Source organism: Pseudomonas sp. LBUM1669 (genome assembly GCF_059695705.1).
The window spans coordinates 2,472,064-2,495,619 of the sequence record NZ_CP166784.1 but is presented as its reverse complement, the minus strand read 5'-3'; the positions used below and the strand labels follow the sequence as shown (position 1 = coordinate 2,495,619).

At 53.7% G+C, this 23,556-nt stretch carries 28 protein-coding genes and 2 pseudogenes; 16 read left to right on the top strand and 14 right to left on the bottom strand.

The features are described from left to right. Positions 1-17 precede the first annotated feature (17 nt). The 5 genes from ACA051_RS11600 to ACA051_RS11580 form a co-directional block, all read right to left on the bottom strand. Complete coding sequence (locus ACA051_RS11600; RefSeq protein WP_497374842.1) at positions 18-1,037, bottom strand: LacI family DNA-binding transcriptional regulator; 1,020 nt, start codon at positions 1,035-1,037, stop codon at positions 18-20. A gap of 3 nt (positions 1,038-1,040) precedes the next feature. Continuing rightward, positions 1,041-2,018: an ABC transporter permease gene (locus ACA051_RS11595; protein WP_497309853.1), complete on the bottom strand. Its 978-nt coding sequence runs from the start codon at positions 2,016-2,018 to the stop codon at positions 1,041-1,043. Continuing rightward, positions 2,015-3,568: a sugar ABC transporter ATP-binding protein gene (locus ACA051_RS11590; RefSeq protein WP_497309852.1), complete on the bottom strand. Its 1,554-nt coding sequence runs from the start codon at positions 3,566-3,568 to the stop codon at positions 2,015-2,017. Before ACA051_RS11590 ends, ACA051_RS11595 begins: the two co-directional genes overlap by 4 nt. 55 nt (positions 3,569-3,623) lie before the next feature. Continuing rightward, entirely contained in the window at positions 3,624-4,580 is a 957-nt protein-coding gene (locus tag ACA051_RS11585) for a sugar ABC transporter substrate-binding protein (protein ID WP_497374840.1), read from the bottom strand. A gap of 188 nt (positions 4,581-4,768) precedes the next feature. Beyond that, entirely contained in the window at positions 4,769-5,206 is a 438-nt protein-coding gene (locus tag ACA051_RS11580; protein WP_497374838.1) for a hypothetical protein, read from the bottom strand. Positions 5,207-5,552: 346 nt separating this feature from the next. Between ACA051_RS11580 and ACA051_RS11575 the strand changes: the two genes are divergently transcribed. The 3 genes from ACA051_RS11575 (at position 5,553) to ACA051_RS11565 (ending at position 7,795) form a co-directional block, all read left to right on the top strand. Continuing rightward, positions 5,553-6,641: an asparaginase gene (locus tag ACA051_RS11575; RefSeq protein WP_497309847.1), complete on the top strand. Its 1,089-nt coding sequence runs from the start codon at positions 5,553-5,555 to the stop codon at positions 6,639-6,641. A gap of 169 nt (positions 6,642-6,810) precedes the next feature. After that, a complete protein-coding gene (locus tag ACA051_RS11570) occupies positions 6,811-7,101 on the top strand; it encodes a DUF1654 domain-containing protein (protein ID WP_497309845.1) in 291 nt (96 codons plus the stop codon). A gap of 4 nt (positions 7,102-7,105) precedes the next feature. After that, positions 7,106-7,795 (top strand): endonuclease, encoded by a 690-nt coding sequence (locus tag ACA051_RS11565; protein WP_010455967.1) that lies wholly within the window; start codon positions 7,106-7,108, stop codon positions 7,793-7,795. A gap of 58 nt (positions 7,796-7,853) precedes the next feature. On the opposite strand, the gene ACA051_RS11560 is transcribed toward ACA051_RS11565, so the two are convergent. Further along, positions 7,854-8,765, bottom strand: a complete 912-nt coding sequence (locus tag ACA051_RS11560; protein WP_497374836.1) for a siderophore-interacting protein — start codon at positions 8,763-8,765, stop codon at positions 7,854-7,856. Positions 8,766-8,866: 101 nt separating this feature from the next. Next, complete coding sequence (locus ACA051_RS11555) at positions 8,867-9,232, bottom strand: SPOR domain-containing protein (RefSeq protein WP_497374835.1); 366 nt, start codon at positions 9,230-9,232, stop codon at positions 8,867-8,869. 250 nt (positions 9,233-9,482) lie between these two features. Between ACA051_RS11555 and csrA the strand changes: the two genes are divergently transcribed. Continuing rightward, a complete protein-coding gene (gene csrA, locus ACA051_RS11550; RefSeq protein ID WP_007938114.1) occupies positions 9,483-9,677 on the top strand; it encodes a carbon storage regulator CsrA in 195 nt (64 codons plus the stop codon). A gap of 192 nt (positions 9,678-9,869) precedes the next feature. Here the strand turns inward: csrA and ACA051_RS11545 are convergent, their stop codons facing one another. The 3 genes from ACA051_RS11545 to ACA051_RS11535 all read right to left on the bottom strand — a co-directional run bounded on the left by ACA051_RS11545 (position 9,870) and on the right by ACA051_RS11535 (position 11,873). Further along, positions 9,870-10,325 carry a DUF2214 family protein gene (locus tag ACA051_RS11545; protein WP_497312458.1) on the bottom strand — a complete coding sequence of 152 codons (456 nt, stop codon included), beginning with the start codon at positions 10,323-10,325 and terminating at the stop codon, positions 9,870-9,872. 414 nt (positions 10,326-10,739) lie between these two features. Further along, the gene (locus ACA051_RS11540) at positions 10,740-10,934 is read right to left on the bottom strand and encodes a hypothetical protein (protein WP_010455982.1); all 195 of its coding nucleotides are present in this window, start codon (positions 10,932-10,934) and stop codon (positions 10,740-10,742) included. Positions 10,935-11,015: 81 nt separating this feature from the next. Next, positions 11,016-11,873 carry a class I SAM-dependent methyltransferase gene (locus ACA051_RS11535; RefSeq protein ID WP_497374833.1) on the bottom strand — a complete coding sequence of 286 codons (858 nt, stop codon included), beginning with the start codon at positions 11,871-11,873 and terminating at the stop codon, positions 11,016-11,018. 423 nt (positions 11,874-12,296) lie between these two features. On the opposite strand from ACA051_RS11535, the gene ACA051_RS11530 reads away from it, so the two are divergent. Further along, the gene (locus ACA051_RS11530) at positions 12,297-13,136 is read left to right on the top strand and encodes an acyltransferase family protein (RefSeq protein ID WP_497374831.1); all 840 of its coding nucleotides are present in this window, start codon (positions 12,297-12,299) and stop codon (positions 13,134-13,136) included. Positions 13,137-13,439: 303 nt separating this feature from the next. Here ACA051_RS11530 and ACA051_RS11525 read toward each other — a convergent pair. Further along, a pseudogene (locus ACA051_RS11525) lies at positions 13,440-13,629 on the bottom strand (integrase core domain-containing protein); the annotation flags it as partial. Here ACA051_RS11525 and ACA051_RS11520 point away from each other — a divergent pair. Beyond that, positions 13,604-14,068, top strand: a complete 465-nt coding sequence (locus ACA051_RS11520; RefSeq protein WP_497374829.1) for a hypothetical protein — start codon at positions 13,604-13,606, stop codon at positions 14,066-14,068. The pseudogene ACA051_RS11525 and the gene ACA051_RS11520 overlap by 26 nt on opposite strands. A gap of 19 nt (positions 14,069-14,087) precedes the next feature. On the opposite strand, the gene ACA051_RS11515 is transcribed toward ACA051_RS11520, so the two are convergent. Together ACA051_RS11515 and ACA051_RS11510 are read right to left on the bottom strand one after the other, a co-directional pair. Next, complete coding sequence (locus ACA051_RS11515) at positions 14,088-14,618, bottom strand: hypothetical protein (protein ID WP_497374827.1); 531 nt, start codon at positions 14,616-14,618, stop codon at positions 14,088-14,090. Between the two features lie 127 nt (positions 14,619-14,745). Next, the gene (locus ACA051_RS11510) at positions 14,746-15,441 is read right to left on the bottom strand and encodes a hypothetical protein (protein ID WP_497374825.1); all 696 of its coding nucleotides are present in this window, start codon (positions 15,439-15,441) and stop codon (positions 14,746-14,748) included. Between the two features lie 261 nt (positions 15,442-15,702). Between ACA051_RS11510 and ACA051_RS11505 the strand changes: the two genes are divergently transcribed. The 5 genes and pseudogenes from ACA051_RS11505 to ACA051_RS11485 all read left to right on the top strand — a co-directional run bounded on the left by ACA051_RS11505 (position 15,703) and on the right by ACA051_RS11485 (position 18,687). After that, the gene (locus ACA051_RS11505) at positions 15,703-16,002 is read left to right on the top strand and encodes a phiTE_072 family protein (RefSeq protein WP_497374823.1); all 300 of its coding nucleotides are present in this window, start codon (positions 15,703-15,705) and stop codon (positions 16,000-16,002) included. Then, positions 15,950-16,729: pseudogene (locus ACA051_RS11500) on the top strand (DNA-methyltransferase); the annotation flags it as partial. The gene ACA051_RS11505 and the pseudogene ACA051_RS11500, both read left to right, overlap by 53 nt. Positions 16,730-16,784: 55 nt before the next feature. Next, positions 16,785-17,279 carry a hypothetical protein gene (locus ACA051_RS11495; protein WP_497374821.1) on the top strand — a complete coding sequence of 165 codons (495 nt, stop codon included), beginning with the start codon at positions 16,785-16,787 and terminating at the stop codon, positions 17,277-17,279. Positions 17,280-17,314: 35 nt separating this feature from the next. Next, positions 17,315-17,548: a hypothetical protein gene (locus tag ACA051_RS11490; protein WP_497374819.1), complete on the top strand. Its 234-nt coding sequence runs from the start codon at positions 17,315-17,317 to the stop codon at positions 17,546-17,548. Then, positions 17,548-18,687: a tyrosine-type recombinase/integrase gene (locus tag ACA051_RS11485; protein WP_497374817.1), complete on the top strand. Its 1,140-nt coding sequence runs from the start codon at positions 17,548-17,550 to the stop codon at positions 18,685-18,687. Before ACA051_RS11490 ends, ACA051_RS11485 begins: the two co-directional genes overlap by 1 nt. Before the next feature lie 8 nt (positions 18,688-18,695). Here the strand turns inward: ACA051_RS11485 and ACA051_RS11480 are convergent, their stop codons facing one another. Then, positions 18,696-19,079 carry a Rap1a/Tai family immunity protein gene (locus ACA051_RS11480; RefSeq protein WP_497298494.1) on the bottom strand — a complete coding sequence of 128 codons (384 nt, stop codon included), beginning with the start codon at positions 19,077-19,079 and terminating at the stop codon, positions 18,696-18,698. 315 nt (positions 19,080-19,394) lie between these two features. On the opposite strand from ACA051_RS11480, the gene ACA051_RS11475 reads away from it, so the two are divergent. The 5 genes from ACA051_RS11475 (at position 19,395) to ACA051_RS11455 (ending at position 23,070) form a co-directional block, all read left to right on the top strand. Then, positions 19,395-20,351 carry a tyrosine-type recombinase/integrase gene (locus ACA051_RS11475; RefSeq protein WP_465918617.1) on the top strand — a complete coding sequence of 319 codons (957 nt, stop codon included), beginning with the start codon at positions 19,395-19,397 and terminating at the stop codon, positions 20,349-20,351. A 296-nt stretch (positions 20,352-20,647) separates the two neighbouring features. Continuing rightward, the gene (locus tag ACA051_RS11470; RefSeq protein ID WP_497374815.1) at positions 20,648-20,917 is read left to right on the top strand and encodes a hypothetical protein; all 270 of its coding nucleotides are present in this window, start codon (positions 20,648-20,650) and stop codon (positions 20,915-20,917) included. Positions 20,918-20,925: 8 nt separating this feature from the next. Continuing rightward, the gene (locus ACA051_RS11465) at positions 20,926-21,336 is read left to right on the top strand and encodes a hypothetical protein (protein WP_497374813.1); all 411 of its coding nucleotides are present in this window, start codon (positions 20,926-20,928) and stop codon (positions 21,334-21,336) included. Continuing rightward, positions 21,336-21,626 (top strand): hypothetical protein, encoded by a 291-nt coding sequence (locus ACA051_RS11460; RefSeq protein ID WP_497374812.1) that lies wholly within the window; start codon positions 21,336-21,338, stop codon positions 21,624-21,626. The genes ACA051_RS11465 and ACA051_RS11460 overlap by 1 nt, the downstream gene beginning before the upstream one ends. Then, entirely contained in the window at positions 21,613-23,070 is a 1,458-nt protein-coding gene (locus ACA051_RS11455; RefSeq protein ID WP_497374810.1) for a DEAD/DEAH box helicase family protein, read from the top strand. Before ACA051_RS11460 ends, ACA051_RS11455 begins: the two co-directional genes overlap by 14 nt. Positions 23,071-23,556: the final 486 nt, after the last annotated feature.

The window sequence follows — 23,556 nt, the reverse complement described above, 5'->3', positions numbered from 1 at the left end:
TACTCGTCAATTCGGTTTCAGCGGTATTCATCGAACACACCGGCAAGCGGCGCAGTCGATTCTCGCAGGACAATACTGGGCGTCACGATCCGTTGATCGGTGGCCATGGCGGGTGACGCGATCCGACGCAACAGAACCTCGGCCGCCATCTCACCGAGCTGCAGGATCGATTGGCCCACGGTGGTCAGCGCCGGGTAGACATAACGGCTCATCTGGATATCGTCGAAGCCGATCACCGACAGTTCGGTCGGCACACGAACATTGCGCTCGGCAGCCGCTCGCAACACACCGATACCGATCATGTCGTTACCGGCGAAGATCGCGCTAGGCGGGTTCTTTTCCAGCAGAATCGCGGCGGCGTTGTAACCGCCCGTGCTGGTGAAGTCACTTTCAAGCATGCGTTCGGGATGCACTTCCACCCCCGCCTCTTTCAAGGCTCGGCAATAACCGGCCAGACGCATCTGCGCCACGCTGGTACCCGCCGGGCCGCCAATGGTGGCGATGTCCCGATGACCCAGCTCAAGCAGATGACGGGTGGCCAGGTAGGCGCCGTATTCGTGATCGATTCGCACCAGGTCGGCATTTACACCTTCCAGCCCACGGTCGACGATGACCATTGGCGTGCGCACGCCGGCGAGACCTTCTGCCAGCCCCGCGTCACCACCGGCCGAGGCTACGATCAACCCGTCGATGCGCTTTTCCAGCAGCACGCGCAGGTAACTGCGCTGTTTGTCCGGATTGTCGTCGGAGTTGCATAGGATCACGCAGTAGCCGTTACGCTCGCAGTAATCCTCGATGCCGCGCGCCAGTTCGGCGAAGTACGGGTTGAGGCTGTTAGGCACCAGCAAACCGATGGTCGCCGTGGTCTTGGCTTTCAATGAACGGGCCACTGCGCTCGGCACGTAGTCCAAGGTCTTGATCGCAGCCTCGACTTTGATCCGCACCTCTTCGCTGACCGGCCGGGTCTTGTTCACCACATGGGACACCGTGGTGTAGGAAATCCCCGCGAGCGCCGCTACATCCTTGATCGTTGCCATGACTCAGGTCCGCCGGCTTGCGCGCTGACTGCGATAAGTATCAAGCACCACCGCCACCACGATCACCGCGCCGGTGATGATACGTTTGGTCGGCTCGGTCGCGCCGATCTGCGCCAGACCCGCCGCCAGTACGGAAATGATCAGGACCCCAAAAAATGTGCTGATCACCGAACCACGGCCGCCCATCAGACTGGTGCCGCCGATCACCACCGCGGCGATCACTTGCAGCTCCAATCCGGAGCCGGCATTCGGGTCCGCCGCTTCCAGACGTGAAATCTGGAACAGCGCAGCAATACCGGCCAGCAGCCCCATCAGGCTGAATACCAGGATCTTGTAGGGTTTTGGATTGATCCCGGCCAGACGCACCGCTTCTTCGTTGGTGCCGATGCCGATCAGGTAGCGACCGAACACAGTGCGGGTCAGCACAGCCTGAGCAATGATGATGATCAGCAAGGCAATGATGAACGACGGCGAGATGCCGAAGGCAATCGGGTTGGACAGCCAGGCGAAGGCGTCACCGATGTAAGCCGTGCGCGAACCGGTCATCTGATACGCCACGCCACGGGCCATTTCGAGCACGCCGAGGGACACGATGAACGATGGAATTCGCCACGCCACGGTGATCGATCCGGTAATCGTCCCGGCCAATGCCGCGATCGCCATCCCGAGCAGCGCTGCAGGCAGGACACTCCAGCCCCAGCCGAGAATCGCCACACTGACGGCCGACGCCGCGAGCGCCAATACCGAGCCGACCGACAGGTCGATACCGCCGATGATCAGCACGAACGTCATGCCGACCGCCAGCACCATCAAATCGGGAATCTGGTTGGCCAGGGTGCTGAAAGTGTCGTAAGACAGGAAATGGCTGCTCAATACCGAGAACAGCGCAACCATCGCCAGCAAGGCACCGGCCAGGCCCAGATAGGTGCCCAGGCCGTAGAAATTGCCATTACGTTTGCCGGCAGAAGATGCAGTTTTCATGGAAGATCCCTAGGCGCTGCTTCGTTGAGCAACGCATCACGTTTTTGGTAGCCGGCGAACGCGGCGGCAAGCAAATCATCCTGGGTCCAGCTGTCGCGCTCGAAGGTGTCGATCAGACGCCCCGCCGACAACACGCCGATCCGGTCACAGATCAGCATCAGTTCACGCAGATCGCTGGACACCACCACCAGCGCTTTGCCCTGTCGGGTCAGCTCACCGAGCAGCGCATAGATGTCGAACTTGGCGCCCACGTCGATGCCACGGGTCGGCTCATCGAACAGCATTACCGAGCAGTCACGCTCCAGCCAACGTCCGATCACGACCTTCTGCTGGTTGCCACCTGACAGCTCGGAGACCAGTTGCGTCGGGCTCGAACTGCGGATGCGCATGGCGTCGATCTGACGTTGGGCCAGGGACATTTCGTCAGCGTTGTTGACGATGCCGCCACTGGAAATCACCGGCATGTTGCCCAGCGCGATGTTGGCGCTGATCGATTGAGTCAGCAGCAGGCCTTCGCCCTTGCGGTCCTCGGTGATCAGGGCGATGCCATGACCGACCGCATCGGCCGGCGAACGGATGCTCACCACCCTGGCCGGCGAACCCAGCGCGACGGTGCCGCTGTCCGCCGTGTCGGCACCGAAGATCAGGCGCAGCAACTCGGTGCGCCCAGCCCCGATCAATCCGGAAATCCCGTAGATCTCGCCGGCGCGGACTTCAAAGGACACATCGCGAACTTTGTCCGAGCGGGTCAGCCCTTTGACCGTCAAGGCGGGAGCGCCAATCTTGCGTGGCCCCAGGTCGATGTGTTCGCCGAGTTCACGGCCGACCATCAACGTGACCAGTTGCTCGCTGTTGTAATCGGCCATCGGCTCGACGCAGACCAGGTTGCCGTCACGCAACACCGCAATGCGCTGAGCCACTCGCGCCAGTTCTTCGAGGCGGTGGGAGATGTAGATGATCGACACGCCCCGAGCTTGCAGGCGGGTGATCTGTTCGAACAGCATCTCGACTTCACGGGCGGTCAGCATCGCCGTCGGTTCGTCGAGGATCAGCACATGGCAATCGCCGATCAGGTTGCGCGCGATCTCGACCATTTGTTGGTGGCCGATGCCGAGTTCGCCGACCAGCGTGTCCGGGTCGATCGCGTCAAGCCCGACCTGAGCCATGGCCTCGATCGCGGCTTTGCGCAGTTGCTTGCGGCTGATCCAGCCGCCATTGCTGGGCAGATTGTCGAGAAACAGGTTTTCCGCCACCGACAGGGTCGGCAACAGATTGAGTTCTTGCATGACCATGCGGATGCCCAGGTCTTCGGCCTGGGTGCGGCTGCCGGGGCGGTATTCCTGCCCCTGAAATTGCATCTGGCCGGTGGTCGGTGTGACCAGCCCGCCGATGATTTTCGACAGCGTGCTTTTGCCAGCGCCGTTCTCGCCGGTCAGCGCCAGCACTTCACCGCGCATCAGCGTCAGATCAATGCCGGTCAGGACGGGTTGGGCGTAGGTCTTGCCGATGCCGCTGACCGAGAGGACAGCGTTCGGGGCGCAAACTGACATAAAACTCTCCATGCGCTCGCCCGGACGGGCGAGCACCGTTGTGTCGGCAGAAGGGTTACTTGGTGACCAGCTCTACCGGAGTTTCGATTACGCCATTGGCGCCGCTGTCGACCTTCTCACCTTTGATGATTTTCAGCGCAGTCTCGATACCGAACACGGCTTGTCTGGCGGCAAACTGGTCAGCGGTAGCCAGGACCCGGCCGTCTTTCAACATCGGCTTGATGGCGTTGATGTTGTCGTAACCGACCACTTGCACCTTGCCGGCCTTGCCTGCCGCACGCACGGCGGAAACGGCACCGACGGCCATGCTGTCGTTACCGGCCAGCAGGGCTTTGACTTCCGGGTATTCGCTGAGGATCGAGGCGGCAACCTTGTTGCCCTTGTCGATCTCCCAGTCACCGGACTGCAACGAGACAACCTTGATCTGCGCCGCTTCCATCGCGTCCTTGAAGCCTGCGGTGCGGGCCTGAGCGTTGGTGGTGGTGGACACGCCTTCGATGATGCCGACTTCGTCACCGGCCTTCAGCTGCTTGGCCAGGTACTCGCCAACCAGACGCGCACCTTTGCGGTTATCCGGGCCTACGAACGGGACGGTGATGTTCTTGCTTTTGACCACGGCCGGGTCGAGCTGGTTATCGATGTTGATCACGGTGATACCGGCATCGATGGCTTTCTTGATCACGGGAACCATGGCCTTGGAGTCAGCCGGCGCGATGACCAGCGCATTGACCTTGGCCAGAATCATTTGCTCGACGATGCGCGTCTGGCCAGCAGTATCGGTTTCGTCCTTGATGCCGTTGGAGATCAATTCGAAATCGCCGGAATGGTCTTTCTGATACGCCTTGGCACCGTCTTCCATGGTCAGGAAGAACTCGTTGGCCAGGGACTTCATGACCAGCGCGACTTTGGGTTTTTCAGGGGTCTCGGCGAATGCCGAATAGACAGGCAGCGCGGCGGATGCGGCGGCCAGCATAGCGACAGCAAGAAGACGTCCAGCGAATGGCAGCTTCATGGGTTCACTCCGATCTTATGATTATTGTGAGCAACGCTTGCGCTGGCGTAAGCTTCATTGCGTCCGTCAATGGACCGAGCCATCAAGAACAGCGCGCAAACGTTTGCGTAGACCGAACTATGCGAACCCTGCCGTGATTTGTCAACGACCTGTTTTGTGTCTCGGTTGGCAAAACCCAACCCTCCACATCACGCGGTCGTGCTGACCAGACCACCAGTGCTGGAATCCTTAGCCAGTTCTTTCACCAGATTCCCGGTGACTTGCGCCAGCGCGCCATTGGTATCGGCGATCTGCCCCTGGATCGACATGACGGCCGTGGCTTTGGCCTCCTCGGTGGGATAGGACGCTGCCTGAGCGGCCGCCAATTGCTGCTGTTGTTCGCGCAGCTGCTGTTGCAGTTCCTGCATGCGCTTGAGCAACACCTGAACCGCAATACTCTGGCTGCTTTTGCTCTCGGATTTGCTTTCGTCCTGAGCAGCCCCTCCGGTTCTGACCTGGTTTTCTTCTTTTCCAGTCAGCGGTGTCGACGCCTCTTCCGTCGCTTCGCTCAAGGCATTGATCGTCGACGGAGTCTTGCCACCGATGGTGATTGCGCCCGCATTTGGAAAACCGACAGAAAAAGACATGTGCACTCCCGAAAAAAAAATCCTTGAAGGGGCATCGACCTGTGCGCGGGTTTCTTTAGCACTGATTTTCTATCTGGCAAGGAGATGAGTTCACCAGAGGTCGTAGGCCTTTTCGGAGAGCCGAACGCGAAACCTAAACTTATTCGGAAACCCGGACACAGGGATGTTTAACGCCGGTAATCCACTGGGTAAATATTGATATAAATCATCATGTTAAAAGTTTTTCTAATTCAACGTATGGGTGGTACAGATCCTGCTCTTCACCTAGACCCCAAGCGTTCAGATCTGCCTGGGGCGTATCTAGATGAACTTGCATCAGCACCGTCTCACTACTAGAGAGAAAATAATGAAATCTGCCTTCAACACCTTTATTCCGGGCGCTTTGGCCCTCCTGCTGCTCCTGCCTACCGCTCTTCAGGCAAAAGAAGTCGAAACCCAACAGAAACTGGCCAACGTGGTGATCCTCGCCACCGGCGGCACCATTGCCGGCGCCGGCGCGAGCGCTGCTAACAGCGCGACCTACCAGGCGGCGAAAGTCGGTATCGAGCAGTTGATCGCCGGGGTTCCAGAGCTCAGCAAGTTGGCCAACGTTCGCGGCGAACAGGTCATGCAGATCGCCTCGGAAAGCATCACCAACGACAACCTGCTGCAACTGGGTCGTCGCGTCGCCGAACTGGCCGACAGCAAAGACGTCGACGGCATCGTGATTACCCATGGCACCGACACCCTGGAAGAAACCGCGTACTTCCTGAACCTGGTGGAAAAAACCGACAAGCCAATCATCGTCGTCGGCTCCATGCGCCCGGGCACCGCGATGTCGGCTGACGGCATGCTGAACCTGTACAACGCCGTTGCCGTCGCCAGCAGCAAAGAGGCACGCGGCAAAGGCGTCCTGGTGACCATGAACGACGAGATCCAGTCGGGTCGCGATGTCAGCAAAATGATCAACATCAAAACCGAGGCGTTTAAAAGTGCCTGGGGCCCACTTGGTATGGTGGTTGAAGGCAAATCTTACTGGTTCCGCCTGCCGGCCAAGCGTCACACCATGGACTCGGAATTCGACATCAAAACCATCAAGAGCCTGCCTGACGTCGAAATCGCCTACTCCTACGGCAACGTCAGCGACACGGCCTACAAGGCGCTGGCTCAATCCGGCGCCAAAGCGATCATCCATGCCGGCACCGGCAACGGTTCGGTCTCCTCGCGCGTGGTCCCTACCCTGCAAGCCCTGCGCAAGGACGGCGTGCAGATCATTCGTTCGTCCCATGTCAATGCCGGCGGTTTTGTCCTGCGTAATGCCGAACAGCCTGACGACAAGTACGACTGGGTCGTGGCACATGACCTGAACCCGCAAAAAGCCCGCATCCTGGCCATGGTCGCGCTGACCAAGACCAACGACAGCAAAGAGCTGCAACGGATGTTCTGGGAATACTGATTCGCCCTCGCCCGACCGATTCCGGTCGGGCACTGCATTCACCACTCGCCAGCCTGGGCGAGTGGTTCATACCCTGTCCGATACTCCGATAAAAATTTTCCCCTCTTCCTACACCAAACGGAAAAAACTGCTGTCAGAGGATTTTCTTGAATTTTAAGCAGTTGCGAAAATGCCTACAGTTAAATACTGTATGCACGTACAGCTTAATAAGGATAATCCCGTGGCCACCACCCCTGCTTCTCCTGATGCCTATCAACGCATGGGCATTCGCGTTCAAAAAATCATCAACTCCCCCACCGCTCAGAAAGCCAAAGCCGCACTGATCTTCCGCCTACCGGACGAACCTGTGGATGAGTGGGAGCAATTGCTCGAAGAAATCGATGAGAACGACAACGTCACCCTCGCCTATCGCGACGATGGCGGTGTGCAGATTTTCTGGGTTGTGCCGAAGGAAGATTGAGTCAATGAGTGTCCGCTGGTTTGCTTTGCTGTTTCTATTCATCACCCTCGGCGCCCAGGCTGGCGCCCCTCGCACCTTCAACGAAGCCAAGAAAGTCGCCTGGAAGCTGTACGCGCCGCAATCCACCGAGTTCTATTGCGGCTGCAAATACACCGGCAACAAGGTGAACCTCGCAGCCTGTGGGTATGTGCCGCGCAAGAACGCCAAGCGCGCTGCCCGCATTGAATGGGAGCACATAGTTCCCGCCTGGCAGATCGGCCATCAGCGTCAGTGCTGGCAAGAAGGCGGGCGCAAGAACTGCACGCGCTACGATCCGGTCTATCAAAAGGCCGAGGCTGATCTGCACAACCTGGTGCCGAGCATCGGCGAGGTGAACGGTGATCGCAGTAATTTCAGTTTCGGTTGGCTGCCGGTGCAATCGGGACAATATGGCTCGTGCCTGACCCAGGTCGACTTCAAGGCGAAGAAAGTCATGCCCCGCCCTTCCATTCGCGGCATGATCGCCCGGACGTATTTCTACATGAGCAAACAGTACGGTTTGCGCCTGTCGAAACAGGACCGGCAACTGTACGACGCGTGGAACAAGACCTATCCGGTTGAAGCCTGGGAACGTCAGCGCAACCAGAGCGTCGCGTGCGTGATGGGTCGCGGCAACGAGTTTGTCGGGCCCGTGGACATGAAAGCCTGCGGCTGATCGACCGCGAAAAACCAAAAAGGCCTCGGGTATTTATGCCCGAGGCCTTTTTACGTTTCTATCCGCCGCTTTTGTTGTAGCGCCAGTAACCCATCAGATTGAGTGACTCCCGAGCGATGCCGCGCTCCTTGATCAAGTACTTGCGCAGGCTCATCACGGCCACCGTTTCCCCGGCGATCCAGCCGTAGAAACCGTTACCGGTAGAGCCGGAGGTTTCCCAGAGAATCTCTTCGTCGACATCGACCTCGGCCAGTTCCACTGTTTCGTGAGTCTGCGAAGAAGTAACCGGCAGCTCCGCACGACGGACCGCTTCGACCATCAGCGCACCAGCCGCCTTACCGCCGGAATGATCCCGGACCAGCCACCGCACTGATAGCCCTGGCCATTCAGGAACCGGCAATGCGTCTTCTGCACTGTCCACCTCGAAAAATGCCTGAGTCGTCGGCGGCTCGGCCAAGGCAGCCATCTCGTCCAGAATGCCAAGAGCAGCGGGCAATGCCGTGGCATCGGCCACCAGCAACAGATGCTTGAGCGTGTGAGGCGGCTTCCATTCGAAACCTCCCGCGTCTTGCGCTGAAAACTGACGATCAGGTGCAACAATCTGGATGGGCTCGCCCGCTACCGACCGGATTGCCCAACGGGAGGCCGGACCGGTTTCACCGTGCAACACGAAGTCGATGTCCACTTCGCCTTGCTCGGCCCGCAAATGCCGGATGGTGTAAGTGCGCATTGCCGGACGCTGGTTGGCCGGCATAGAACGGTAGCGCGCATACCAATGCTGGTCATGAGCCAGTCTGGCAGGCGACCCGTCTTCGGCTGGAAAGAACAGTTTTACCCGCTGATCCGGCGCCCAGGTGGCCATTTCGGTGACCATCGGACCGGCCAGGGTCACGCGCATTAAATGCGGGCTGAGGGTCGTTTTGTGCGCCAGGACCGCGTCGAAGATTTTGTAAGGGGTGGCGGAGGCCATGGAGAGCTCCTTCTGGGAATCGACAGTGACTACGCTCAGAGACGAGTCAATGTGGATCCCCTTTAAGGTGCTTCGACAAACGGCTCCCACGAAAAGAACTGTTACTGGGCTACGGGACGCTCAAGCACCAGCAATTCGATGTTCTGCTTCTTCGCCCGGGTAATCGCTGCAGCGACCTCGGCCTGCTTGGCTTCGGCTTCGGCTTTCGAATTGAATGGACCGAGCAGAATCCGGGTCTTGCCGTTTTCCTTGACGACGCTGGACATAAAACTGTGTTCGATCAGCCAGCCGCTCAGGTCGCTGACAGCCTGTGGCGTTTCGCCTCGCACTTCGAGATCCCATTGCGGACCGGTGGCCGCCGCCGGTGCGGAAACGATTGCCGGCTTCGGCTTTTGAGCGTCAACGCCCTTACCTTGATCGCACCCAACCAACGCCAGTACTGCGATTACCAAGACCATTTTGCGCACAACGTGTCCCTCTGAATGCTGAAAGCGGCGATTTTACCATTCATGAATACTTCCCGAGTGCCGCAAAATGGGCGCAAAACAACGAGAATGATGGTTGCGGCCTCTGTATAGTTACGCCTTGGGAATTAATGCAGCATCTGCGCGTCAGAAAGAGGCACCCAAACCGTGAGACTTCGCACTAATCTATACATACCACCGACCTCTGCACTGTTCGAATCAGGTGCCCTACAAAGCAATCAAGGAGAAGACCATGCTGATACTCACCCGCAAAGTCGGTGAAAGCATAAATATCGGTGACGACATTACGATCACCATTCTGGGCGTGAGCGGCCAGCAAGTCCGCATCGGCATCAACGCGCCGAAAGACGTCGCAGTGCATCGCGAAGAAATCTACCAACGCATTCAGGCTGGCCTGACCGCCCCGGACAAGCCACAAACTCCCTGAATCCTGTTGCAGTCAGTAGCCAGCCCGTTCAGCCCTGAACAACGGCTGGCTAAAGATTCAAGCCTCGTGTCGCCATACGTTCATCCGTTCGCCCCTTCCTGCCAAAACCGTGAGCCGATATTAACGGCACGCCCCCTGCCCTGACTGTCAGACGTTTCGGATTAATCCCGAGGAAGAACGCGATCGGACTCGTTAACCAAACGTCACACCGCGCGCCATGCCCGTGGCAGCCACGACCATCAGCAGCACCAACAGCCCCTCGACATGACTGATCCGTGCAAACAGCTTCGCACGCCCGGTATTGATCGGCGCGCCACGGCTCAGCGCGATCCGCCATTTGATCAGCGTGATCATTGGCGCGACCTCAAGCAGCAGGATCAGAACGAAGAGCGTCATCTTGAGATGGAACAAGGGTTGGTGAAGGTAGTAGTCAGTCCCTTTTTCATACCCACCGAAGGCCCGCATCCCACCGGTGACCAAGAGCAGGACGGCAGAGATGCCCCACAGGTTATCGGCCATCAACACGCGACGAGCCTCCCCCGCTCCGGCAGCCAGTTGGCGAAATGCCGTGCCCCGCGTCAGTACCGCCCAGAACCCCAAGGCAAAAGCCAGCAGGTGAATTGCCGCAAGCGACCAATGAACCAGCATCGATAGACTCCCATCAGACTGAGTTTGAGTTTGGCCAGTCAGTAGTAGTCTAAAAAAAAGGAATGCGCTTGAGTTGGAGACGGTGTTTTCGGGGTAGAGGAGGAACAGCGGGAGCCGCACAAGGGACGCTTAAACGTCGGGGGACAAATTTCAGGCAAAAAAAAATCCCAAGCAGCTGATGGAAGCTTGGGACTTAAAAATGCATAAACCGTGGTGGTGAACGCGAAGCAATCTTACCTAAAACCGACACTTGTAACAATATATTTTGGGGACCGTTCGGTTAATAAATTTCCTAAGTGATTCAATATCCACACTATTTTTGTGGGTCTTGATCAAACCCGCAAAGACCAGTGTCGCAACTGACATTTTTTCAGAGCGCCAAACAGAGAACCCAGCACGAAGGCTGGGCTCTGGTTATTTTCTGTTTTCCATCATCTTGTCGGCGAGCGCCTTGGCTCTTTCGATCAACAGGTTCTGCCTGTCCTCGTGAGTAGCCCCTCCTACAACCGGGGCCGTCAGGTTGCTTTCCGCAATCAACGCAGCGCAGAAGTATTGATCCCAAACAGCCTTGCCCTCAGACGCCTGTTTGTTCATTTGGTCGGCGATCATATGCGGCTCCTTTTGGTGAGGTAGCACCGCCAGTTTACGCCTGAATGGCCACTATAAGCGCGAAGGAATTCTCACGACGATCTACGCTTTCTTGGCGACGACGTACACAATATCGCTCGGCAAAAGACGCAAAATTGGCAACGCAGCAGCGACCGCGCAGTAAATCAAAACTTTCGAGGCCACCCCCAACTTTCCGGTATAGGAGATTCTGGTGTAGAGGCCAGCCAGTCCTAGTGTCGCTAGCGAGCCTGATTTAATAGGGGTGAAGCTATTTTTCTTTAACAGGTCTGAAAGGTTCTGGCTATTAAAGTAATGAACATGCGGTGACGGCAACCCCTTCTGCCACAACCTTTCAAAAAAACCAAGCCTGCCAGCTCGAATGAAAAGCCTGGAGAGTCTGTAAAATAATCCATCGCTGCTTGGCAAATTAAGAACTAACAGCCCTCCCGTATTCAAACGGTCATGACAAGCCTCAAGTACTTCACTGATACTTGGTATATGCTCAATAACATCATTAAACACAATCACGTCAAACGTTTCTGCGGGCTTCAACGCATTAGGAAAATAGCCTTTTCGAACTGGAAGGCCTTTAGCGGCGGTAGATATAAATACAGCTTCGTCCGGCTCTATTCCAAGCACATCAAATTTCGTCATGGCAGTTTCAATAAACCACCCATGAGCGCAACCAACATCGGCAAGAGAACCACCGCCAGGTTTAAACGACTCAATGACGTCAATCAGCTTCCTGAAATTACCTAATCGTAATTCACGAAGCCCGGTTTCCCTCTCAGCTTCATCGATAAGCTCATGCGCCAGCGAATCATTAATTGTAGGCTGGAGATCGCCTTTTTCGTAACCGCAAGTATTACACGCGTAGTGCCAATCCTGGAGCCCCCGAGAAAGAACGCCACTACAAACAGGACAAGTAAAATCGTTCATGTACGCCCTAAACACCCATATTTATTGGGTGAGAACGTACTACACCACTTTTCGCCTGTCCAACCCTAACCGCACGTGCGTTTAACCTTGCATCTGAATTCGCGCTTCAAATCTTCGATTTCACGTCAGTCCAGACGCGATCGACATCACCACTGAGTGCCGCCAGACGCCTACAAATCGAACCATTGCATCAACCAACGTCACGGCAGGAGCGGAATGGCGCGGCATAGGGTTCACGCATCCCTGCGATGACATGATTGTAACTCGGTCCTGACTGATTCCACCTGGCAAAAAAAACCGCTAAATGGCAGTAATGCTTGGTCCCAACCAGTCGAAAAACAAATGGAGGACGAGTATGATCGCGCGGCCTCGCCTGGAGTGATGGCAAGACGCCCACCTTGTGAGATTTCAAAGGACACAGCTGTGACCGCACCCAATAAAAATCGCATCATTTTCTTAGACTACATGCGCGTATTTGCTTTTGTAAGCGTGCTGATCGGGCACAAATTCTTCAGTTATTTAACTGATCTTGTAAATGATGCGAGTCAGCATGTCACCGTCCGAGCAATTGCTGAAGCCCTGATACCCCTGTGCCAAGGCGGCGCGGCAGGTGTAGTGGTATTTTTCCTGACGTCGGGATACATCATTACCCACGTCTTGCAAAAAGAAGTCGCAGCGGACTTTGTCATAAAACGTATTTTCCGAATTTACCCGCTTTACATTGCCGCAATTTTTCTAGAAGCGGCATTCAAGAACTTGTACTCTGGAGTTGCACTGCCCGATCTCAGTGTATTTATACAGCGAGCCCTTCTTATCGGTGATTTCTACGCCACGCCCTATGCATTAGATGGTGTCGAGTGGACACTAAGGATTGAGATTATCTTCTACGCCTACATGTTTTCAATGAAGATGATCGGAGCCTTCAACTTTCAGAAATACATTCCAGCCATCTATATGGCCACCGCATTTATCCTTTATATGATGCCCGCCTTTCCGGGACAGGGAATCTGGACTCAGGGTTATTACAATGCATACCTTCCTTTCCTGCTTGCCGGCTCCTTGCTTTACTTGGCTCAGAAGCGGCTTGCTTCTCGTCTGGTTTGCACTTTTTCACTGATAACTCTTCTTTTTATATCAATGAGTGTAATTACCAACTACCAACCAGTTTGGAAAGCCAGTCACTATGCAATTTTTGCAACCGCAATTTTTTTAATAGCCATTTTTTCCAAGACAGGCTTGCGGACAGCAAAGGTCTGCGCCTGATGTCGGACCTTACCTATTCTGTCTATCTGTTTCACAATTGGGCGTGGGACTATATCGCTATTCCATTCAAAGCCATGGGACTGAGAGGCATGTGGGAGCAGGCCGCAATCACCATGACACTTTTGGGGTTTTGTTACGTCATGCACCGGACAATTGAAATGTACGGGATTCGTCTCGGCTACCCCGTCCTCAACTTGATCCGGCGAATTATGGTGCGCAACCCACTCCTGTCGCTACGACCCGGCGTTACTGCCACTTCCCCACAATCGTAACTAGAAGCGAGCAACCTTTTTACGTCAGTGTCTAGTCCTGAAATAGGTTTACACCTGTTTCTCCCCAACGCCCGATGCATTGCATCGGGCGTTTTGTATTTCAACGACAGGTGCGGACGCTCGCGGTTGTAGATCGATACCGACTCGCTCACCATCTTCTTCGCCAGCGTTAAATCCTGTGGTCGCTGGAGCAAGTTGACCCGCTCTGCCATGGCATTTTGCTTCCTCTGTCCGAGTGATGAACCAGTGGCTGAAGGTTTGACGGTGTTTCACCGCCCGGCGCAGCGCCAGGCCATGGCCGAAGAACAGGAGCTGACGGCGGAAGCCAAAAAGCAGCGCAAGAAGCGCGAGAAGGACGCGGCCAAGAAGGCAGCGTTGGGCGTCGAGAAGTTTACGGTTGAAGTCGCCGGCGTGTTCAAGCCCGGTATCAAGCGCCTGATGAAAGAACACGGCTTCAACAACCAGCAGGAGGTGTATCAGAACCTCCTGCGCAATGTGATCGCCGCCGACTTCGATACCGCCGCCAAGATGCTTCGCTGTATCACGACACTTTATGAGACTAGCGAAAAGATGTCACGAGCATTTCGAACCGAAAGCTTGCGAGAGTTACATGGTATGCCGAGGGATCCAGAAGACGAAATCTCCGAACCATCAGCATAGTTACAAGTTAATTAAAGCCTCAACTAAGTTTAATCTTTTCAACAAAGTGCTTATCTAAATCAGATCCTATTTTATGGACCTTACTCTCAGCCATATCAACTTCAGCCTGACATTTTTCTGCAAATGCATTCGCTTTTTCTGAAGCTATTTTTGCAAGCTCACCGATGTTACCACCGACCAGCGATCTCTTAGATGCTTCTGCGCTATCCGCATACGCCTGGTCAAGCTTGTTTGCCGCATCATAAAGATCGATGAAGGCTTCATAAAACTGTTCAAGCTCATTCGATATAGACTCGTCCACATACAACTTTGCTGTTTTTATGTGAACCGTGAGCCTGGAAAACTTACCTACATCAGTGTGGTGACCATGCTTCTGAAATAAGTGCAACGCATCCAAAAACGCCTCATATAACTTCCGCTGATATTCGTGAATGCTAATTCTGTTTGCCAGTTTGGCTTCACGCGCTGCTTTCCAAGAAATAGCAGCTGAAACAACCGCCACAGCAAATGCGGTTCCCGCGATTAAATTTGCCCACGACGCAGCATCCATAAGCATGACCTCCTTTCGCCTCATACCGGGCCGAACACAAATACCCCACTTCAACGAATCACGCCAGCCGGCGAGTTACCGTTTGCACATTTGATAAGCCGCTCTGATGTCGTGTCTTAAGTGAACATTACTTCATTATGAAAACGACCCTTGTTAATTGGATCGGAAAGATAAATTTCGGAAAGATCAAAAACAGGCCCTTCGACAACTTCAAATATTGAGAAACGATTTCCGTGTACATATCGAATACTCCTACTCCGAACTGCGCCACCTGCATTACGTGTAGCGCCGCTGCTGCCTGTAAAACGCTTTCTAATGTACCATAAGGAAAATTGACCTCGCGATCATGTTTAACTTTGTTATAAGCGTCATACCAAGGCAAAGAAAAAATAGGTAATAGCAGATTCCAATAGCGGAAAGGTTGAAAATCAATGAGACGGTAATCTTTGAGTCTTACTTTCCACTCTGTAAGCCTTAGCGGATCGCACACATGGATGTAGTTTTTCGTAGTGAAGCGACCTCTCGCCTTGGTCTCCATGCCATTTGCTTTGAGAACACCTGCCCAGTAGGCTTCAATTTCTGTACAAAGAAGTATTAGCAGCTCGCGAATTTTGTGCCCATACGAGCTGAAATTTTCTATTTCGGGCTCGACGACCCTAAATAGTTCCTTTACTTCAGAGAATAGACTTTCGGCGGCAACAATCGAGCGTGTATATGTTTGAGCGTATACGCTAAGAGGATTCAATCTGTCGCAACCGTTAAACCCACGCCGATATGCTCCTCGCCATATCCTCGGATGGTACTGACCGGGCTGGAGGCGCATTCTCCCTCCTTTCCCTATAACTTGTACTAAATTTTTTGCCATGCAGTTCCGAACAGAAACCAACTCATCAACTTCTTCATCAACAGGATGCTTCGTTTCTTACCAACTACCGTACTGAGGAATAAAACATATTACTTCGTTGCCATTGTGTATCGCCCATGCAAGCTCCCCGTTCACAGTGTTGAACCCGAAAGTCTAAGTCATATAAATCCACAATCCATCCATGAAATATCACCTGGATCATAACGCCGGAGAACAATCATGCCCACAGAAAACAAACCGGCCGAGCCGCTGAAGGTTGAGCGCTCGACAGTGACGAAGCTGGTGATCACCGGCGCGGCGAACCTCGATCCAATCAATGTCTTCCTTGAGGACCTGGCGCCCCGTAAGGGCAAGATCACCGTCAGCTGCTGGGACAAGAGCTGGCACGCCTACTGGGGCGGCATGTGGGACGGTCTCACCATCGGCCAGTTCTTCTGCCGCCTCGATGAGCACTACATCATCGGCTATGGGCGACAGCTACGCGGGAAGCTGGGGCGCTCAAGGCAGGCCTCAAGGTGAAGGCCAGATGTCCGGACGTAGCGTCACGTCGGCTCGACAGATCAACGAACACCCCCGTTTCAAGTCCGGTACCGGTGTGCGCGGCCGCGAAATGGGGATGAAGTCGAAAGACCTGATGGGCATGCCGTGGCGTCTCGCCTTCGCGCTGCAGGACGATGGCTGGTATCTGCGGCAGGACATTATCTGGAACAAGCCGAACCCAATGCTTGAGAGCGTGCGAGACCGGTGCACGAAATCGCATGAATATGTGTTCCTCCTGAGCAAATCGAAAAAGTATTACTTTGATCAGAGTGCCATCGCAGAGGATGTAATTGAGCCGCGAGGCCCTGGCAACGTATCGCCGATAGTAGCCCTACCTGGCGAACGATCGACGGAAAATTCGAATATCCGGGGCTCGCTCCACAAAATCGGCCCTCGCTTCACCCGCAACAAGCGCAGCGTTTGGACTGTGGCCACACACAGGTTTAAAGGCGCCCACTTCGCCACTTTCCCGCCAGACCTGATCCGGCCATGCGTTTTGGCCGGGGCTCCCCGTGGCGGTGTGGTGCTGGACCCGTTCGGCGGTGCCGGTACCACAGCGGTGGTCGCGATGCAGGAAGGCCGCAAGTCGATCCTCTGCGAACTCAATCCCGACTAAGCCGCCATGGCTGAACGCCGGATAGCAGCGGCCTGGCTCGACGGCGCGGCGCAGATGGACGTGTTTCACGATTCAGTGCCAGCCGCATAACCCCAAACCTTACAACTCAACCAACCTGCCGGTGTACGGCGGGCGAGGATCATTCATGTCCGCATTAAACCGCTTCCACGAAACCGCGAGCGATGCACTGGAGAAGATCAGCGCCAGCTTGCCCGCCGACGCGAAAATCTGCCTGGCCATCTACACCCCCGAAAAGCCAGAGCTCGACATCGTCCTTCAAGACAAAGGCTTGAGCCTCGACGAGGTGGTCTCAACCTTGCATCGCCGCGGCCTGAGCATCGACGGCGACAACGCCTACAAGCGCGACCTGTGCGACTCGATTGTCGGCGCGATGGTTTTCGGTGCGCAAAACAACAACCCGCCGCCTCCCGGCCAGTGGCAGCAACGTTTCTGGGACATCGCTCGAGGCGAAGCCGCTGCCCGCGATGAGCTCGTCGCAGCCCTGAAGCTCAACCGCGAGAACCTGCGCGCCTGCCAAGCAACCATCCACCTGTGCGGCGGATTCGATCCGGCTTACGTGAACGACGCCCAGGCAGCGATGAAGATCGCGGACACCGCGCTCGCCAAGTTCGCCCATTAACCACCTTCTGCCGCCACGCGGCGCGGAGCATCATCATGGCAAAAGTCATTGCCTACATTACGGCCAGGCTGCCGCGCCTCATGGAGGTCTGCGAATACAGGAAGCTGCGCTACGCCGGCGGCAAGCCGAGTCTGCAGCAGTTGAAAAAATGGATTGAGGATGGCGAAGTGATAGTAGAGGTAAAGGGCGGGATGTATTTCGTGGACTTGCAGGCGGCCGAGATTGGATCGAACGATCCGTTGCTCGCCAAGATGTTGGAGGTAGGCTGATGGCACCTCCGCGCGCCAGGACTATAAAGAACCGGGACCTGCCAGCGAACCTGTACCCAAACGGGAAATATTGGCAGTACAAGAATCCGATCACCGGCAAGAAGACCAGCATCAATAAGCCGATGGCTGAGGCCATCAGGCTGGCCAATGCCGCCAACGCCAAACTGCTGCCGCTGCTGGCTGATGACGGCTCGCTGCTGGCCATGATCACCGGTGACGCCGCGCCGAAGTTCAGCGGTTGCCTGGAGCGTTTCGAAAAGGAATGGCTGACCACCAAGACTTACGCAGCAAGCACCTTGAAGGAAATCAAATTCAAGCTGGCTCGGTACCGCGAGGACCTGGGCGACTTGATGATGGGGCAACTGGATGTGCTGACGGTGGCTGAGTACCTGGATGGTTTCGAGAACAACGCCTACACGAAGCACCGGGGGCTGCTAGTTCAAGTGTTTGCGTTCGCCGTGGCCAAGGGCCTGTGCGATCGCAACTCAGCCGAATTGACCCTGGTCAAAAAGGAGGCCGAGAAGAAGCGCCAGCGCCACACAGTCGAGGGGTTGAACAAGATTTTGGAGTACGAAGGGACGCCGGTCTGGCTGAAACGCGCCATCAGGCTGGGGTTGCTGAGTCTTCAGCGGCGGGAAGATATCGTGGAGTGGCCGAAGTCGGCCGTGGACCTCGAGCAGAACACCATCAAGGTGTCGCCCGGGAAGACGCAGAACTACGATAAGCCCGTGCACCTGGAAATTGTCATGGGCCAAGCGCTGCGGGAAGTGGTCATGGAGTGCATGCGGTCGCCGGTCGTCTGCCCGTACCTGATCCACTATTCGCCGAAGGCGCGGAAACGGACTCAGCTCGACGCGAAGTTGCACTGGAACGCAGTGACGGCGGATTACCTGACCAAGTCTTTCGCTCAGGCGCGGGATGATTCGAACGCCTATGAAGACGTGCCTACCGGCGAGCGACCCACCTTCCACGAGATCCGCGCACTCGGCGCATGGCTGTACGAGCAGCAGGGTTTCGCACAGGAATACATACAGGGCTTGATGGGTCACGCGGATGTGAAGATGACCGAGCACTACCAGGCAGGGCACGGCGATGACGCGGTGGTTTACATGAAGGTCAAAGCCGACCTGAAGGTGTAGCGCCGCGACTATTTACAGGGATATGCAGAACGGAGCGCAAGCATAGTTATAGTCACATCCTTGTGCGTCAACTTATCAGGATGCTCACCAAGGTACTTAACGACGGCCCTAACCCCCGCCTGCTCCATGTAATCTTCAGGAAGGCATACTCGTAAATGTCCGTCTTTTAATTCACTGCCAAGGATTTGCAACGTACTACGGACACCGTGAACCACCCCCACGCAGTAGCCCATAGCACCTGCATCGTAATTTGCCTCTGATGGCTTCCCGTCCCAGAAATTAAGCAGACCTTTGCAGGAACTAAAAAACTTCGCCCCACCATCATCAGCGAGAGCAGTTACGTTTGCCGTTAAACCACAAATCACTGCCGCCGCTACTATCCATGTCTTCATGATTACCTCCCTAAATGAGCTACCGTGAAATGTTTTTAGGCGGCCCGATCGATTGTGGTGGATCTAGCCATTACTTAGAACCCAGTGGTCGTTTGCCCAAAATATTCCCAAAGTTTGCCCAAACACCAGACAACAAAAAAGGGCCCACCTTTCGGTGAGCCCTTCTAGACCGCCCAGCAGAGCGGATTTTGTTTGGTAGGCGCGATTGGACTCGAACCAACGACCCCCACCATGTCAAGAGCCACCATGCTAGGCGCTAAGCCACGAAGCTTAAGGCCCTAAGAGAACGCCCATTCACATTATGAGGCGTCAACAATGGCTAATATCCGCTCACTACCGTCAGGAAACTGGAACGCTCAGGTGCGTCTGAAAGGGAAACCTGCTCAGTCCAAAACCTTCCCTACTCAAGCACTGGCCCAAGCATGGGCTGACCAGCTTGAAGCTGTCACCAAGGAACACCAAACCCATACGCTTTACACCTTGGGCATGACCTACTGTGAAACCCTACTCAAAGGTAAGGGCAGCTATGACCATGCAATCAAGATCGTTGACCAGCTCTTTGCTGCGTTCCCTCAGTCAATCCATGACATCACCCCTCAGCTAGTCAATGACTTCAAGCTGAAGCGTCTACAGACGGTCAAGCCTGCTACCTGTCGTATTCAGTTAGCGTTCATGTCCCGTTTCTTCAGGTTCGCTAAGCGTGGCCTGCTCATCGACATACACAATCCCGTAAGTGACATAGCCCTACCGAAGCCAGATAAATCTAGCGACAAGGTAATCAGTGCTGGCGAGCTTAGACAATTGCTCAACAAGCTATCCCCCACCATGGCTCTCATCGTAGAGCTTGCCTATGAAACGGCTATGAGACGCTCAGAAATACTCAAGCTCACGACTCACTGTCTTCACCTGGATGAACGTATTGCGGATGTGATTGATGGGAAGAATGGCACTAGGTCTGTGCCTCTAACCATCAGGGCCATAGAGTTATTGAAAGAAGCTCAGCGACTGGCACTAGCAGACAGAGCACACAAGGGAAGACTGTTCACTGTGACGCCTCATAGCGTCTCACAGGCTGTCAGATTGGCAAGGAACAAAGCCGGCTTAGACAATAGCGTCAGGCTTCACCAGTTAAGACATACACGCATTACCAACGTAGCCAAGAAAGGGTTTAACAACGCTCAGATAATGATTGTGTCGGGACACAGGGACACTAGGTCTGTAGCTAGGTACTCTCATTTGAATGCTAAGGATGTACTTCATCTTATTGATTAAAGGCCCTGTAAGCTCACAGGAGCGACGACAACTAGTTAGCGCACACCAGCATGACCATGTAGTCCTATAGCCCCCCACAGGGGCTTACAGGAATAACGAGTAATGGAATGATGACTACTGAGAGTTACCCTTAGAAAATAATTTGGGGTACCGTTGTAGTCTTTCCTCTCAGATCTGAGTATATATTAGTATCTAGCAATAGTTTCATCACACCTATGTTTTCCATGACCAATGGAACTTAGGAGAAGTGGACCTCACTTCAGCATTGCTAGCCCGACAAAATAAATGAGAATCCAATGACCACTACATTAGAAGACATTGTGGCGTTGCATCATGCACGCCTAAAAACCCTCACACGCAAACTAATTTACCTGATGATTCGCAACGGACACAAGGATGAAGGTTGGGCAACAATCTCAGTAGCTGAGTTCGGAAAGGCAACCGCCCTTACTCGTCGAGCTGTAGATTACATCCTTAAAGACCTACTCGACGCTGGTGTTATTGAACGTCGCAAATCAAATGAATCACACACAGCCACATATCAATACAAAATTATAGAAGCCTAAGGATCAACATGAAAACTATCACTATGTCTGAAGTTAATGAACTAGCACGACGCACAGGCAATACCCCTATGGGAGTCCTGACGGAACTGATTGAGCAGGGCTACCAGCTTACAGAGGAAACACCTCAACCGAAAGGTAAGCCCCTCAGTTCTGCCAAAGACGCACTTTCACTGTGGAAAGAATCTAAGCAGCGTGTAGCTGATGAAATGTACAAAGGTGATCCTTTAGTGCGGCAACTGATGGACGCTGACAACGCATCTAAAAGCTTCGCTCCTCAATCTCAGAAGACCATCCTTCAGCGTGATGAACAAGGCAACGTGACAGGTACGTCTAAGAGCATGCTAACTGGTGCAACTATGAGAGAGCAAGCTGAGCTAATGGCCGCTATCCGTGCCACTTACAATCAAGGAGATAACTAATGGGCAATACATATCTAACTGAAGCAGAACAACAAGCCCTACAGGAACGACGCTCTGAGCTAGGCGCAATGGATTGCAGCATTGAGCAAAAGAACCGAATCATCTCAGGCATACGTGACTACAAATTCGTAGAATACGGCATGAGCCAGTATGGTTACTATCAAGTTCTAGGCATCAAAGGTAGCGAGTCTATTCCTCATGAGCTTACAGGAAACTTCACCCATCCTAGCTACATTATCAAACTGGTAGACAACCTACTTAAAGAAGGGAAACTGATTGAGCCCAAGTGAGTCAAGGGTTATATACGTAGCAGAAGCTACACCGGGCACAGGCAAGACAGAGCAATTCATCAGAGAGCTAGATTCCGACCCTTATAAACGCTATCTCTATGCTGTACCTACCAAGGTACTGTCAAAGGATGTCGTTAGACGCATCCAAGCAATCGGCATTAATCACATTTGCGTAATCAATAGTGACACTCACAAGCATGTCACTGACACCGTAGAATGCACGCTGCTTGAAGATGAACCTAAGGTCCTTATCATCACGCATAAGACCTTACTAGACCTTGATCCTTGCTACCTGCAAGATTGGATTGTGGTCATTGATGAAGTCCCATCGGTCGCTAACAATCTCACCCGAGATATCGGCGATCACGCTTACACCAACTTCCTAGAGAAATTCATTGAGATTGATAACGACTCGACCAAAGCGTCTATCAAACGAGGAATGACTAAGGAAGCAAGAGCAACCTATTCAGATGTAATAGATGACAAGGGGATGTCAACTATTACTACTTGCCTAGGGGCACTACTCAGGGGCAAGGCTGATGTATTCATCAAGGAGTATCTAAGCAAGAAAGAAAGTAAATGGAAGTGGCAAGTCAGGGTGATTGATTACTTTGACTTAAGCGGAATCTATGAGCACGCCTCTGAGACACACATCCTTGGAGCCAACGTCACAGGCACCCTCGCCTATCAACATGCCCTCACCAAGGGTTACACCATTGCAGCGTCTAAATTCACACCGGAGTACAGACGTTATAAATTTGATAGTTACATCTACCCATTAATTGGGGGCAGTAAGGTTAGCAAGACCATGCTTCTTACGCTCCCTGATGGTGCTGTAGCTGAAGAATGGAACGATAGGGTCTATGGGCATACGCTGTTACGTGACGCAATAGAATTCGTGCAAGGCGAACCCCTCCTTGTCCAGGTTCACGAGTGGTGCAAGTACCCTTTCGACGATCACCCTAATGTAATACGCATTCCTTTTGATGCGAGGGGATTGAATGGATACTCAGACGTACACAATACGCTGTCACTAATCCACGGCAACCCTAATCCTATTGACGACCAGAACAACTCTGAGATGCTAGAGAAAATGGCTATCTCTTCAGCAATAGGCAAGCAAGCCCTGCGCAATGAACGCTATAGAGAACTAATATTTCAAGCTGCTACACGCAGTAGTATCAGGACTTTCAGCAACGATAGACCTACAGTTCACTTTGTACCTACAGAGGAATCAGGATTGCATTTAGCATTTGATCTTAGGGGGTGTCACCACATCTTAAAGGATCTAACTAGACCAGCACCTTGCACCCACTCAAAAAGCAAGCTAGAAGAAAACATCCTAATCGCCAAAGAGTTGTCATCAGATGGTTTATCAGCACGGAAGATTGCTAGCCTAATGGGAGTTAGCAATTTCACTGTCTCAAAGTGGCTAAAGCCATAACCGGAAGACTGTGAGTATTTCCTTAAAGATACTCTAAGAGAAACCTCACACTCAACCTTGCATGTGTAAATTTACTTAAAGACACTCTAAGGGATTTTACACACTTTATACTTAACAATAAGATCAAGAGCAAAAGCAACGTCGGCAAAGCCGACAAAGAGCACGCATTAAAGAGAGAATCAAAAACAAGACATCTACTAGTATTCCGCTCTTGATCTTTCTTATTTGCGTATGCCACTACGTGGCGTGCTCTTGCTCTTGCTTCTGTCACGCAGTGACGTTAAGACATACCCACCAATGGATATCAAGAATGTCCGATACAGACATAATTAGAATACCTAGCTTCACCTCATTCACAATCAAAAATATAGTTATCTCAAGGGGTTTAGCCAAAGAGATCATTAACAAGCGTAACGATCATCAAGCGTTATACGCTATTTCTCTTAATAACCGTATCACCCTACAATCCGTAGGTTACATCTCCAG

What these genes read in the sequence shown, in the direction of transcription:
- ACA051_RS11585 (WP_497374840.1), bottom strand. Translation starts at nt 4,580, where the DNA reads ATGAAGCTGCCATTCGCTGGACGTCTTCTTGCTGTCGCTATGCTGGCC.
- ACA051_RS11560 (WP_497374836.1), bottom strand. Translation starts at nt 8,765, where the DNA reads ATGGCCTCCGCCACCCCTTACAAAATCTTCGACGCGGTCCTGGCGCAC.
- ACA051_RS11495 (WP_497374821.1), top strand. Translation starts at nt 16,785, where the DNA reads ATGTCCGCATTAAACCGCTTCCACGAAACCGCGAGCGATGCACTGGAG.
- ACA051_RS11540 (WP_010455982.1), bottom strand. Translation starts at nt 10,934, where the DNA reads ATGATCGCCGACCAAATGAACAAACAGGCGTCTGAGGGCAAGGCTGTT.
- ACA051_RS11515 (WP_497374827.1), bottom strand. Translation starts at nt 14,618, where the DNA reads ATGGATGCTGCGTCGTGGGCAAATTTAATCGCGGGAACCGCATTTGCT.
- ACA051_RS11460 (WP_497374812.1), top strand. Translation starts at nt 21,336, where the DNA reads ATGGGCAATACATATCTAACTGAAGCAGAACAACAAGCCCTACAGGAA.
- ACA051_RS11570 (WP_497309845.1), top strand. Translation starts at nt 6,811, where the DNA reads ATGCCTACAGTTAAATACTGTATGCACGTACAGCTTAATAAGGATAAT.
- ACA051_RS11490 (WP_497374819.1), top strand. Translation starts at nt 17,315, where the DNA reads ATGGCAAAAGTCATTGCCTACATTACGGCCAGGCTGCCGCGCCTCATG.
- ACA051_RS11590 (WP_497309852.1), bottom strand. Translation starts at nt 3,568, where the DNA reads ATGTCAGTTTGCGCCCCGAACGCTGTCCTCTCGGTCAGCGGCATCGGC.
- csrA (WP_007938114.1), top strand. Translation starts at nt 9,483, where the DNA reads ATGCTGATACTCACCCGCAAAGTCGGTGAAAGCATAAATATCGGTGAC.
- ACA051_RS11505 (WP_497374823.1), top strand. Translation starts at nt 15,703, where the DNA reads ATGCCCACAGAAAACAAACCGGCCGAGCCGCTGAAGGTTGAGCGCTCG.
- ACA051_RS11575 (WP_497309847.1), top strand. Translation starts at nt 5,553, where the DNA reads ATGAAATCTGCCTTCAACACCTTTATTCCGGGCGCTTTGGCCCTCCTG.
- ACA051_RS11580 (WP_497374838.1), bottom strand. Translation starts at nt 5,206, where the DNA reads ATGTCTTTTTCTGTCGGTTTTCCAAATGCGGGCGCAATCACCATCGGT.
- ACA051_RS11600 (WP_497374842.1), bottom strand. Translation starts at nt 1,037, where the DNA reads ATGGCAACGATCAAGGATGTAGCGGCGCTCGCGGGGATTTCCTACACC.
- ACA051_RS11595 (WP_497309853.1), bottom strand. Translation starts at nt 2,018, where the DNA reads ATGAAAACTGCATCTTCTGCCGGCAAACGTAATGGCAATTTCTACGGC.
- ACA051_RS11465 (WP_497374813.1), top strand. Translation starts at nt 20,926, where the DNA reads ATGAAAACTATCACTATGTCTGAAGTTAATGAACTAGCACGACGCACA.
- ACA051_RS11510 (WP_497374825.1), bottom strand. Translation starts at nt 15,441, where the DNA reads ATGCGCCTCCAGCCCGGTCAGTACCATCCGAGGATATGGCGAGGAGCA.
- ACA051_RS11565 (WP_010455967.1), top strand. Translation starts at nt 7,106, where the DNA reads ATGAGTGTCCGCTGGTTTGCTTTGCTGTTTCTATTCATCACCCTCGGC.
- ACA051_RS11470 (WP_497374815.1), top strand. Translation starts at nt 20,648, where the DNA reads ATGACCACTACATTAGAAGACATTGTGGCGTTGCATCATGCACGCCTA.
- ACA051_RS11475 (WP_465918617.1), top strand. Translation starts at nt 19,395, where the DNA reads ATGGCTAATATCCGCTCACTACCGTCAGGAAACTGGAACGCTCAGGTG.
- ACA051_RS11480 (WP_497298494.1), bottom strand. Translation starts at nt 19,079, where the DNA reads ATGAAGACATGGATAGTAGCGGCGGCAGTGATTTGTGGTTTAACGGCA.
- ACA051_RS11545 (WP_497312458.1), bottom strand. Translation starts at nt 10,325, where the DNA reads ATGCTGGTTCATTGGTCGCTTGCGGCAATTCACCTGCTGGCTTTTGCC.
- ACA051_RS11535 (WP_497374833.1), bottom strand. Translation starts at nt 11,873, where the DNA reads ATGAACGATTTTACTTGTCCTGTTTGTAGTGGCGTTCTTTCTCGGGGG.
- ACA051_RS11485 (WP_497374817.1), top strand. Translation starts at nt 17,548, where the DNA reads ATGGCACCTCCGCGCGCCAGGACTATAAAGAACCGGGACCTGCCAGCG.